Consider the following 12,214-nt stretch of genomic DNA (forward strand, 5'->3'; position numbering starts at 1 on the left):
TTCCAAAATCTGTTATTTTAAAAGCATTATTAACAATTAGTGAAATCTCACTGCATATCTTAGTTTATATACTATTGTTTGCTTCTGCTTTGTGAGGTTCATGATTATAAGCCATGAAGGTCAATCTTGTTCTAATCTTAACATAAGTCCAGTCTTATTTTTGTATTTTTACCATAGTTAAAGAATTCAATGAATCCATTTATCCTCGCTCTTCAGGCCCGTAATCTTACTGTGGAAATTCATCGCCATTCAGCATACCAGATTGTGACTTCGAATGACACTCCTTTCAACTCTACTATTGACGGAACTTTATTTGAGGGCATTCACGGCTTTTTGATAAAGCCACACATTTCTCATTTCTGCGTAGCAGAAAATGGAACATTGAATATTCTAAACATTGAGCCCTATTCAAATATCGGTTTGGAATTGGCAAGCAGATTTAAGGAAAATGAAGAGTATATCGTCTTTGATCAACCATCGGAAACCAGTAAGTTTTTCAAAACTCCAAAAGATAGCGTGGATATCAATGTTCTCATTGATGGCTTGGTTTCTGATCTGCCTCCTAACAATTATGACGAACGTGTTACGAAGATCGTAGAGTATATTGCTGAAAATTATTTCAAATCTGATATTACGCCAAAGACCTTTGAAGATATTGTTTTCCTTTCACCATCACGTCTGGCCTCGCTTTTTAAAAAGCAAACTGGAAGCAGTTTGTCTAAGTATCTTTTGTGGACAAGGATGCGCAAAGCAATCTACATTGCGCTCTCAGAAAAAGAAAGAAGCCTCACTGATATTGCATACGATACCGGTTTCTATGATCTTCCGCAATGGAATAAGTATATGTATGAAATGTTTGGAATGCCCCCCAAAGCTTTAAAATTCAACAGCGACCTGATCAAGGTATTCTAGCAATTAAAATTTTAAATGGAGATTTTTTCTGACTATGACCTTTAACACCTACATCAGCTCTGTGAGTGATTCATGTAAGGGTTAACAATATCATCATGATAAAGATCTATATGATCTGGTTACTAAAAATGTGAATTTAATATAAAGAGGCGCACTTTTTTAAGCAGATCTTTTAAGCGGTCGATTTAAAAGGGTAAATTTGCTATACATAAATATGGATGTCATATGTATCAAAAAAAAATACCCGTAAGCTTATATTGTGGACTGCACTATTTTAAAGAAATTCTAAACGGAAAGTGGAAACTGATGCTCATCCATTATATTTCTGAGGGATTTTTGCGCCCCAGTGAGTTACAAAGAGTGATTCCAAAAGCAGATAGACGTGTGATGAACAGACAATTGGAGGAACTGGTGCTGCATGGTTTTATCACTAAAAAAATTTATGATGGCAAGCTCAGTAAAGTGGAATACAAACTTACGTCTCTTGGAGAAAATCTATTACCACTTATTTATGAAATCGAAAGATGGGGACAGGAAAATCAGTCGGTCATTGAAAAAGCAATGAAAAACGACCCAAAATTTGAGCATGTAGTCTAATCAAATGTTAGATTTAATTTATTTTTAAAATCGCTCTGTCTACATCTACGCCCAACCCGTTTAATCGCAGGTTCATGCATGTGATTTTATTGCAGAGCTGTCTTTATTTTTATAAGTATTTTGTGCAAGGCATCAAACGGGCAGAATACCGCAATTCATCCCGTTTGAATTCTAATTAGTACAAATGATTACTCCAGATTATGATCTGTCAATTTAAAAATTAGCAATTATTTGAAAGTGTATTGCCGAACAACTCCTATTATCAATTCCTAAACTTTATATTTCTCTAACCAATAAGCATAGGAAACGGGCAGTACCCATGAAGGTTTATCCAGACCTAACTTTGATGCAGCGTAGAAGGTCCAATGTGGATTGGCTAAATGCGCCTTGCCAATCATTACTATATCAAGTTCTTCATTTCTGAATGGCATTTTCAGCTAGATCCGGCTCGCCAAATCCCCAGGCAGAAGCTACAGGCAGTCCGGTTTCATTGCGGATACGTTCAGCTGTTGGTGCCATGAAGGCCGGCCCCCAGGGAATATCTGTTTCTGCGATAGTAAATCCTAAACTCACATTCAGAAGGTCTAATCCTATGATTTTAAATTCTTTGACCAGTTCAATTGCTTCTATCATAGTCTGCTCATCATTGCCGTCAAATTCTAGCACACCAAACCTTGCCGTTAATGGCAAGTGATCAGGCCAAACTTCACGAACGGCCTTGAGAATTTCTAATAGAAACCGGCTACGCCCTTTTGCATCAACACCATATTCATCCGTACGCTTATTGGTATGGGAAGAAAAAAAACTTTGAGCCAAATATCCATGTGCAAAATGTAGTTCAAGCCACTCATATCCTGCTTCCAGTGAACGTTTCGCAGCACTTACAAAATCTTCTGTAACGCGTTGTATATCTTTTATTGACATTTCTCTTGGAACTTTGGATAAAGCTCTCCCAAAAGGAATAGCTGAAGGTGCAATAATTTCCCAACTTTTTGCATGACCTTTGGGGATATGATCATTGCCTTCCCAAGGTATATTTGAATTTCCTTTCCTTCCGGCGTGAGCGATCTGTATCCCGGGAGATGCTCCTGCTTTTTTAATAGCCAGGGCTATATCTTTATGTTTTTCCATCTGTATATCATTCCAAATTCCCAAGCATCCTGGTGTAATCCGTCCTTCCGGAGATACAGCAGTAGCTTCTACGATGACCAGTCCGGCACCACCCCGGGCAAACTGGGCGTAGTGGGTAATGTGCCAGTCATTTGGCATACCCTCTTCTGACACATACTGACACATAGGCGGCACGGCAATTCTATTACGTAACACTACGCTTTTCAACTTAAAAGGAGTAAATAATTTTGGTTGAGGTTTTTCTTTCATTTAATTGTTGTATAATCACTATACTTATTTTAAAAACTTAAATTGTGAAGTAGTTCACTGATGTAAGTAGCAGACTATTTTATATTATTTAAGTAAAAATGCTTGGTTATCAGTTAACAACTCTCTACTTATAACGAAACAGCTTTATTTAGCCAGTCTGCAATAAGAAAGTTCGTGATGCTGTAAATCAGCAGCGCACATCTAAGCGGGTGACTTAAATGTGCGTTACTTATAAGATTATTACTTATTTGCCGGGTTTAACGATTGTTTCGTTGTTTGCCATTGCAATATAGTTTTCAGTATCAAAAAAATTGGGTTCATCTGGATGAACGATTGTTAGATAGTTTTCTGACGAGAAAAATGCATTGAAATCTTCAAAAGAGTCAAATGAGATTTCAACCACAGCATCGTATAAAGGCTTGGGGAAACCTTCAGCGATTATCGGATGATTAACTACATACTTTCTAACATAGAGTTCTGTCTCGGGGATGGAGCAGAATAAAGGAGCGTGTTTGTTTTTGTGATAGTCTATAAATTCTTCAAGGCTCATGTGTGGTAGCTTCTGTACCAGAAACGTAAATTTGATCATTATTTCTTTATTTATAAGTTGGTACAAAACTACTTTATTAGGTACATCAAGTCAATCACGCACAAATTTGTGCGCTGCCATTTTACGTTTATTGATAAGAAGAAATCCCATTAAAACTGAAACCCGATTTATGTGTTGAAAGGCATTAAATTAAAAGAGAAAGTTGGTTCTATCTGGTGTTTAAAATACCGGTCTCAATGCTTCTCTACACGCTTTCTCCAGGTTTTTTAATTTTAGTCTAAAACATAGAGAGTTGTCAGTATTTTGCTGATGCCTTTATTATGATTATAAATCTCAAAAAACACCTTATTCTATAACAACAGTGATTTGATACAAGTTTCCCATCTGGCTTGTTCGCAAATTTGTACTATAATTTTAAAACAAACAATTAGTATGAAAGCAATAGTTTATCAAAAATTCGGAAATACAACTGTATTACAATCTGCTGAACAATCCAAACCAACGATTAAATCTAATCAGGTGTTAGTAAAAATAAATGCTTTTTCCATTAATCCAATGGATTGGAAAATTAGAAAAGGTGAAATGAAACTGATGTCAGGTTCCTCATTCCCCAAAAAAACGGGAGCTGATTTCTCAGGTATTATAGAAGATGCAGGAAACTCCGGTTTCAAAAAGGGTGATCAGGTTTTTGGAGTAGTAAAAAATATGATGAAAGATGGTGCGTCGTCAGAATATATCGCTGTTCCTGCTTCTTTGGTGTGGAAAAAACCCACGCAAATTAGTTTTCCTCAAGCTGCATCTATTCCTGTTGTAGGTACGGCTGCCCTGACAGCTCTGGAAAAAATGGGTAATATCGATGAAGATACAGAGATTTTGATCAATGGTGCAACCGGTGGATTTGGAATGTTTTTACTTCAGTTATTACGACAGAAAGGAGCTAAAGTTACTGCGGTCACCAGTACAAAAGGGACAGAATTTGCAAAAAAGTGGGGCGCTCGAAAAGTAATTGATTACTCAAAAGAAAATGTATTTTCTCAAAACATTCTTTATGATATTGTCATTGATCTATCTGGAAAGATGGGTTACACTGCTGCAAGAAAAATCATGAAGCCTCGGTCGAAATTTCTGAATCCAACACCGCGGCCCATTGAAATTCCAACTTCGATCTTCAAAAATCTATTTACAGGTAAAAAACACATCATTGTTTTAGCCGGTCCTTCTACAAAATACTCAGAGAAATTGGTGTCTGAGGTTAATCAAGGATTACAGATTGAAATAAACAAAATATTTCAGTTTGAGCAAACGCAGGAAGCTTATCAATACGCAGAAAAGGGCGGCTTTATCGGAAAAGTTGTTGTAGAGATCAATTCTTAACGGCGGGATTTACAGCGGTAATCTTCATTAATACTTTTAAACAATAAAACAGTGATTTGATACAAGTTTTCAGTTTTAACTTGAAGCATCTTTGTACTGTTAATAACAACAAATAATATTAAAATAAAGACTTATGAAAAAGCAAATTGTAATCATTGGCGCTACCGGAACAGTAGGTAGTAAAGTGGCAGAAATTCTGATCAATGAAGGATATCTTGTAAAATTGATCACCAGAAATCCTGAGAAGTTACAGCTTCTTAAGAATAGGGGAGCAGAAATAATTGAAGGTGATGTAAATAATGTAGTAATACTAACCGAAAGCTTCAAAAATGCAGACGGCGCATTTCTCATACTTCCGGACAATACGAAAGCTGAAAATACAAGAACCTACCAAAGACAGATCACCGGAAATTTTATTGAAGCGATTGAAAGATCAGGCATAAAACATATTGTGAATATGAGTAGTTTGGGCTCTCATATGCACGAAGGCAATGGAATGATGGCCGGAACCGGTGAGCAGGAAGTAAGGTTAAATCAGTTGAAAGATGTAAATGTAGTACACATCCGTTCGGCTTATTTTATGGAAAACTTCTTAAGAACAATTGCTTTAGTGAAAGGAAAAGGTATCAATGGAACTGCTGCAGATGGTGATCATGCCATACCGATGGTAGCAACAAAGGATGTAGCAAAAGTTATCGCAGCACATCTGGCTAACCTAGATTTTACAGGAAAAAGTGTTCGTCCGGTAATGGGACCAAGAGACTATACCTACCGTGAATTTACGACGGTCATCGGTAAGGGCATTGGCAATCCTGGACTGCCTTACGTCCAAATACCTGTGGAGCAGGCAAAACAGATATTTTTAGGAAATGGATTCTCGGAAGATTTTGTAGATAATCTTTTAGGGATGGCAGTCGCCATTAAACAGGGATTTATGAATTACCAACAAAGAGACGATTCAGCAACTACAAACACCACTGCCGAAGAATTTGTCAATAATATCTACCTCCCAGCATACAACAATTAATTATAAACATACATAAAAGACTATCAAAATGAAATTACTGGAACCAACACGGTTAGGAAATTTAACCTTAAAAAATAAAATGGCGATGTCTGCAATGACCAGAAGCCGTGCAGATATCAATGGACTCGTTGGCGAAATGACCGTAGAATACTATACGCAAAGAGTAGGTGCAGGTCTGATCTTTACTGAAGCCATCAGAATTAGTGAAGAGGCAACAGGCAGTCCTCTTACTCCCGGAATATTTACACAGGAACAAATTGAATCCTGGAAGAAGGTTACAGCCGCTGTGCACGAAAAAGGTGGATCAATCATTGCGCAACTCTGGCATACCGGACGTGCAGGTCATTCTGTTGACAGAAGTGGGAAATTGCCATTGGCACCTTCAGCTCTGCCCATTACCGGAATGCAACATTTCACATCACAGGGGATGAAAGAATATGAAACGCCGCAGGAAATCACCGTGCAGGAGATCAAACAGACCATCAAAGATTTTGGACAGGCCGCTAAAAATGCGATAGAAGCAGGCTTTGATGGCGTTGAACTCCATGCTGCGAATGGATATTTGCCCAATCAGTTTTTGGCGGAAAGTTCCAACCAACGAACTGACGAATATGGAGGAAGTTTCGAGAACAAATCCCGCTTTGTGATTGAGGTGATGCAGGAATTGATCAATGCTGTCGGAGGAGAAAGAGTAGGTATCAAGCTCTCACCCCTTCACCCGTATGGAGATATGATCTTGAATGATCCGGAGGAAACCTATACTTATTTAATTTCTGAACTGAACCAACTGGACTTCAATTATGTGGAATTGATGAAACGCAGCCCATATTTTCCTTCTCCAGACCATTATCCCACTGGTGATGAAATAGATATGTTCGGGCAAAAAATTAAGCAAACGGTAATTGCCAATGCGGGTTACGACAAAATCTCAGGAGAAGCGGAACTGGAAAAAGGTATTGCAAAATTGATCTCCTTTGGAACTTTGTTCCTTGCCAATCCGGATCTGCCCGAGCGTTTTGAAAATAATGCTGCGTTGAATGAGCCTGACCGTGCGACCATGTTCGGAGGTGGAAAAGAGGGATATATTGATTATCCATTTCTAACGAAATAACATATTAACGGCTGTTTGGCTTAGCGTTTTCCAGAATAAAGGAACATTTAGACACATTAAATAATTATTCTTTTTTCTGCGTATCAAAAAAAAGTGATCTAGATCACATAAAAATAGTGACTTAGATCCTGTGCTCAAGACAAATATAAATTCCAACTTTGTAGTAATAAATTAAATAGATATAAAATGAGCAAAAAAGTTTTATTCGTGCTTACAAGTCACGATAAGTTAGGAAATACTGGTTTAAAGACAGGATTTTGGACAGAAGAATTGGCGGCGCCTTACTATGCATTGGCTGATAATGGAGTTGAGATCACATTGGCATCTCCGAAGGGTGGTCAGCCTCCCATTGACCCGAAAAGTGAAGATCCTTCATCTCAGACTGATGCTACAAGAAGAATGGATAATGATGGGTTACTAAAAGAAAAATTAAAAAACACTCACAAATTATCGGAAGTAAGCAGTGAGGATTACGATGGTATATTCTACCCTGGAGGGCACGGCCCTTTGTGGGATTTGGCTGAAGATAAAGTTTCACAGCAACTGATTATTAATTTTTATTCCAATAATAAACCGGTGGCATTTGTTTGCCATGCACCCGGAGTTTTGAAAGATGTGAAAATAGATGGTGAATATTTGGTAAAAGGTAAGAATGTTACAGGATTCACCAATACTGAGGAAGATGCTGTTCAACTAACTGATGTTGTTCCGTTCCTGGTCGAGGATGTGTTAAAAAAGAATGGCGGTGTATACAGTAAAAGTGAAGACTGGAATCCTTATGCAGTAGTTGACGAAAAACTGATTACAGGACAAAATCCTGCCTCTTCTGAAAAAGTGGCGGAGGAACTGCTAAAACTTATCTAGAAAATATTCAACTTATTAAGTTATAGAAAAAGCGGCAAAGCCGCTTTTTTTTTCAAAGTATAAATTCTTAGTTATTGTCATTTGAAGACTGTAATTCTCTGATCTTCTTAATCCCTGTATCATCCAACCATTCTTCAAAGCTTGTCAATTTGGGTAGCCAGGATGAGATAAGTTCAGTATCGATTGGATCATATCCTTCTGTTGCTACCATCTCAACTAAATTGGCAAATGTTTCACTTTGTTGATAAAGTATTTCTAACGGAACCTGAACAAATTCGAGTGGCTGATCCAGTTTTCTTTCCAGCAGTTTAAGAACCTGTTTTGGGGCGAAAAGTTCACCACCAAAGTCAATTGTTTTACCATTGAAATCTTTGTAATTCTGAAATATGATGCGCGCAAATGTTCCGATATCTTTTGTCGTGATCCATGATATGGCTGTTTCTTTAGGTAAAGGGTTAATGAACTTGTTGTCACCTAATCCAAAACTTGGTAAAAGAAGATTTTCCATAAATGAGGCTGGTCTTATGACAGCACCTTGCAATGCACTTTGCAGTAAATATTTTTCAATGGTAAACTTGAATCTTGGGCGAAATCTGTCCTGCTTGTCAGAAGCCATAACCGAAGAATACAATATAAATTTAACTCCTTTTTCCTCCGCCAGTTTAATGGTTTGGATCCCTAAATCAGCTTCCTGTTCATCTGTTTCTTTGCTCGAAACCCATACACCGGGAAGGACTAAAAACAGTCCGTCAATTTTTTGAAACACCTCTTTCAAAACGTCAGTGTTTTCCAAGTCACCCTTAATTAAAACAGCTCCTGCACTTTTTAATTTCAAAGCTTCCTGAGATTGTGGATCTCTCGTCAGCGCAAACACTTCAAAATCATTTTTTAACAGTTCATACACTGTGGCACTTCCTTGATTTCCGGTGGCACCTGTTACTAATATTCTTTTCATTGTAAAAATTTATTTTGAGCAAATTTACCTTCCATGTTTGGTATATTTGTGTTGACTAACCTTTAGGAAAGTATAATGGAAAAGAAGATAAAACCCTGTATAGATAATGAACAGATTTTAAAACAGAGATTTTTAGCATTACGGGATACTTTGGATCTCCTGAGCGGGAAATGGCGTTTTTGTATCTTACTGAATCTGCATTATCATCAAAAGTTGAGATTTAAGGATTTTTTTGAGGTTTCAGAAGGAATTTCCCCTAAAGTGCTTACTTCTGAATTGGCGACGTTAGAAGCACACCAGCTGATTCAAAAGAAAGTCGAATACACGCCTACCAAGGATATCACTTATTATGTCTTAACTACCCATGCTCAGGAAATTTGGACAGTGCTGAATACCTTGATAGAATTTGGATTGTCGAATCGGCAGGAAGTCATCAGATCATTTCATTCAGATAAAAATTAAAGGCAGTGATTAAAATGAAAATTTCTGTTTAACCGAATGTTCTGCCATTAGCCTACAAACATCTGCGGTTCGCCTACAAATATGAATGACCGTCTTTCTAATTTTGTCGTGTAAAAATTAAATAAAATATTATGACACAGCAAAATAGAGTATGGTTTATTACGGGATCTTCCCGAGGTTTCGGACGTGTATGGACAGAAGCTGCATTGAAACGGGGTGATCAGGTGGTTGCTACAGCAAGAAAGTTGGAAAGCATTTCAGATTTTAAAGAAAACTATGGCGATCAGGTATTGACCCTGGAGCTGGATGTCACAAATCCTGATGAGGTCAAAGAAGCTGTTAAGAAAGCCCACGAACATTTCGGAAAACTGGATATTGTTCTCAACAATGCAGGATATTCACTGGTCGGCACTATTGAGGAAGCAACTGCGGATGAGATACGTGCCCTGTACGAGACCAATATCATCGGTCCGGTAAGTGTTATTCAGGCAGCATTACCCATTTTGAGAGAACAGGGTTTTGGTCATATCTTAGGAACTTCAAGCAACATTGGACACTTCACTTTGCCCGTCCTTGGATATTACAGTTCTTCTAAATGGGCATTTGAAGCCATTCACGAAAGTTTATCAGAAGAAGTGAAGCAGTTTGGGATTAAAGTCACCATTATAGAACCGGGTGCCTATGCCACAGAATTCGGCAGTCAGGAATCATTAAAATTCTCAGGGAATATTGAAGCTTACACAGATCTAAAAGCAGAATTTATTAAAAGCCTTTCAACGTTTGAGCAGGGAGATCCTAATGCAACAGCACAGGCGCTTTTCAAAGTTGTAGATTCTGAAAACCCGCCATTGCGTTTTCATATGGGCAGTCATAACCTGCCATTGATAAAAGGGATCTATGCAGAACGGATCGCCTTATGGGAATCTTGGGATGAAGTTTCGAGATCAGCTCAAGGCAACTAATAATTTTATGTAAAACCGATTATTTTTATAGTCGGTTTTTATTATCTTTAATAAAGAATTATGAAAAAAGACGAACAGACACCTAAAAAATTCAGATCACTCACCGAAGCACATCTCTTTTTTGATCTGCCGGAACCTAAGCATCCGCTGATCAGCCTGATCAACGAGGCTCACAGTTTTATGCCAGATGATAAGCTGCACCGTCGTCATGTTTTAGGTTTTTATAAGATATCATATAAACCAAAATTAAGCGGAAAGATAGAATATGGTCAGGATTACTACGACTTTGATCAGGGCGGACTTTTATTTGCGGCACCGGGTCAAATTATGGGAGGCAAAGGGTCAGAAGATTCTGCCTGTTCTCAGTTTTCTTTGTTTATCCATCCCGACTTTTTTTTGGGTTATCCATTGGCTAAAAAGATCAAAAAGTTTGGTTTCTTTTCCTATTCTATCAAAGAGACTTTGCATCTCTCAGAAGAAGAAAAAAATACTGTTCTTTCCCTCTTTAATTTTATAGAAAATGAATTGAATGCGAGGATCGATGATTTCAGCCATGATGTGATCATCTCTCAGCTTGAATTATTATTTAACTATGCCAATCGTTTTTATAAAAGGCAATTCATTACGCGAAAGGCATTAGGTAGCAATCTTCTTGAAAAATTCGAGACTTTACTGGATGCGTATTTTAAAGATGATCTATCTGCAGAACTCGGATTGCCATCTGTCTCATACTTTGCAGACCAACTCAATCTGTCGGCAAGTTATCTGACCGATATGCTGCGTTCCCTCACAGGGCAGAGTACTCAGCAGCATATACACGACAGACTGATCGTTGAGGCAAAACAGATCCTTTCCACAACAAATCTTTCTGTAGGAGAGGTAGCATATGCCTTAGGATTTGAGCATTCCCAATCCTTCAGTAATCTGTTCAAGACTAAAACTTCAATTTCTCCTTTAGAATTCAGAAAGTCTTTTAATTGATCTTGGAGCAAGTTTATAATATGATGCCGATAAACAATATATTTGTATCTGATCTTAAGACAAAATGAACGCCTTATCAATGGAGGACAACGAAATAACTTATTCGGTTTTTTCCTAAGAATCTGGATGAAGTGGAAGTGATCATTAAAGTATAGAAATCTTTAATAATTTTAGATTATGCCGATAAACAGAATACCTCCTGACGGAGGCATGTTGTATACTGAAACAGATATGACTCGATTTTTCCCCGAGCCATTAAATGCAATTACTGCTGTATTTTTTTTAGTCTTAGCAATTTTTTGGAGCAGTAAAATGAAAGGGAATTTCAAAAGATATCCATTTTTAACTTACTGTTTAATCCTGTTATATATAGGTGCAATTGGCGGAACTATATATCATTCATTCAGACAGTGGCCAGTGTTTATCGTAATGGATTGGTTGCCTATCATGCTGCTGTGTCTGTCTGCCGGATTTTACTTTATTGCAAAGAGTACAAAATGGCATTACGCTGTTTTGATGATTTTCAGTTATCTACTTCTTATGTTTGCTTTGAGAAATTGGATATTGATAGATAACATTGGTTTGTTTATCAATATCAATTATGCGATGATGGCTTCATTTGTAATTTTCTCAGTAGTAAGATGTCTTATTTATACAAAGTGGAAAGCTGGAAAATGGGTAGGTTTTGCTGTTCTGTCATTTGCTCTGGCATTGACATTTCGTGTTGCAGATCAATGGGAATGGTTTAGCTTTGGAACCCATTTTTTGTGGCATACGTTTGGGGCAGTAGCGACATTTTGTATGTTTAATTATATTAATCTTACACAAAAAGAGACAGGAAAAATATAAATTGTTTTTTTAATTTAAAAAACAGTTAATCTTGTATGTTGATTGACAAGGGAGTCTTAACCAGAGGTACATAAAATCGATTAGCAAGGAATTACTTAAATAACTGATCTATTGTTGCGCATGTGGCATAGGAGCCCAGAAACGTTTGACTAATTTTCAAAAAAACGATTAATATATCTGCGCACTTTTA

General features: G+C 37.4%; 13 protein-coding genes. 10 read left to right on the plus strand and 3 right to left on the minus strand.

The annotated features are described in order from the left end of the window. The first annotated feature begins 189 nt into the window (after positions 1 to 189). Together OMO38_RS00620 and OMO38_RS00625 are read left to right on the plus strand one after the other, a co-directional pair. Positions 190 to 912: a helix-turn-helix domain-containing protein gene (locus tag OMO38_RS00620; RefSeq protein ID WP_264748314.1), complete on the plus strand. Its 723-nt coding sequence runs from the start codon at positions 190 to 192 to the stop codon at positions 910 to 912. A gap of 225 nt (positions 913 to 1,137) precedes the next feature. Then, a complete protein-coding gene (locus tag OMO38_RS00625; protein WP_264748315.1) occupies positions 1,138 to 1,509 on the plus strand; it encodes a winged helix-turn-helix transcriptional regulator in 372 nt (123 codons plus the stop codon). 414 nt (positions 1,510 to 1,923) lie between these two features. Here the strand turns inward: OMO38_RS00625 and OMO38_RS00630 are convergent, their stop codons facing one another. Then, positions 1,924 to 2,889: an NADH:flavin oxidoreductase/NADH oxidase gene (locus OMO38_RS00630; protein ID WP_319804169.1), complete on the minus strand. Its 966-nt coding sequence runs from the start codon at positions 2,887 to 2,889 to the stop codon at positions 1,924 to 1,926. 244 nt (positions 2,890 to 3,133) lie between these two features. Next, positions 3,134 to 3,478, minus strand: a complete 345-nt coding sequence (locus tag OMO38_RS00635) for an EthD domain-containing protein (protein ID WP_264748316.1) — start codon at positions 3,476 to 3,478, stop codon at positions 3,134 to 3,136. Between the two features lie 393 nt (positions 3,479 to 3,871). Here OMO38_RS00635 and OMO38_RS00640 point away from each other — a divergent pair, with 393 nt between their 5' ends. From OMO38_RS00640 to OMO38_RS00655, 4 genes are all read left to right on the plus strand, one after another. After that, positions 3,872 to 4,813 carry an NAD(P)-dependent alcohol dehydrogenase gene (locus OMO38_RS00640; RefSeq protein WP_264748317.1) on the plus strand — a complete coding sequence of 314 codons (942 nt, stop codon included), beginning with the start codon at positions 3,872 to 3,874 and terminating at the stop codon, positions 4,811 to 4,813. Between the two features lie 133 nt (positions 4,814 to 4,946). Further along, positions 4,947 to 5,840, plus strand: coding sequence for an NmrA family NAD(P)-binding protein (locus OMO38_RS00645; protein ID WP_264748318.1), 894 nt, complete (start codon positions 4,947 to 4,949; stop codon positions 5,838 to 5,840). 28 nt (positions 5,841 to 5,868) lie between these two features. Then, entirely contained in the window at positions 5,869 to 6,951 is a 1,083-nt protein-coding gene (locus OMO38_RS00650; protein ID WP_264748319.1) for an alkene reductase, read from the plus strand. A gap of 186 nt (positions 6,952 to 7,137) precedes the next feature. Beyond that, entirely contained in the window at positions 7,138 to 7,815 is a 678-nt protein-coding gene (locus OMO38_RS00655; protein ID WP_264748320.1) for a type 1 glutamine amidotransferase domain-containing protein, read from the plus strand. 67 nt (positions 7,816 to 7,882) lie between these two features. Here OMO38_RS00655 and OMO38_RS00660 read toward each other — a convergent pair whose 3' ends face one another. Continuing rightward, complete coding sequence (locus tag OMO38_RS00660; protein ID WP_264748321.1) at positions 7,883 to 8,770, minus strand: NmrA family NAD(P)-binding protein; 888 nt, start codon at positions 8,768 to 8,770, stop codon at positions 7,883 to 7,885. Positions 8,771 to 8,845: 75 nt separating this feature from the next. Here OMO38_RS00660 and OMO38_RS00665 point away from each other — a divergent pair, with 75 nt between their 5' ends. The 4 genes from OMO38_RS00665 (at position 8,846) to OMO38_RS00680 (ending at position 12,024) form a co-directional block, all read left to right on the plus strand. Next, positions 8,846 to 9,232 (plus strand): winged helix-turn-helix transcriptional regulator, encoded by a 387-nt coding sequence (locus tag OMO38_RS00665; protein ID WP_191734872.1) that lies wholly within the window; start codon positions 8,846 to 8,848, stop codon positions 9,230 to 9,232. Positions 9,233 to 9,363: 131 nt separating this feature from the next. Beyond that, the gene (locus OMO38_RS00670; RefSeq protein WP_264748322.1) at positions 9,364 to 10,194 is read left to right on the plus strand and encodes an SDR family NAD(P)-dependent oxidoreductase; all 831 of its coding nucleotides are present in this window, start codon (positions 9,364 to 9,366) and stop codon (positions 10,192 to 10,194) included. Positions 10,195 to 10,254: 60 nt separating this feature from the next. Continuing rightward, positions 10,255 to 11,175, plus strand: coding sequence for a helix-turn-helix domain-containing protein (locus OMO38_RS00675; RefSeq protein ID WP_264748323.1), 921 nt, complete (start codon positions 10,255 to 10,257; stop codon positions 11,173 to 11,175). A gap of 177 nt (positions 11,176 to 11,352) precedes the next feature. Then, positions 11,353 to 12,024: a hypothetical protein gene (locus tag OMO38_RS00680; RefSeq protein ID WP_264748324.1), complete on the plus strand. Its 672-nt coding sequence runs from the start codon at positions 11,353 to 11,355 to the stop codon at positions 12,022 to 12,024. The last annotated feature ends 190 nt before the right edge of the window (positions 12,025 to 12,214 follow it).

This window comes from Chryseobacterium kimseyorum (genome assembly GCF_025971945.1).
GTDB classification, from domain to species: domain Bacteria; phylum Bacteroidota; class Bacteroidia; order Flavobacteriales; family Weeksellaceae; genus Chryseobacterium; species Chryseobacterium kimseyorum.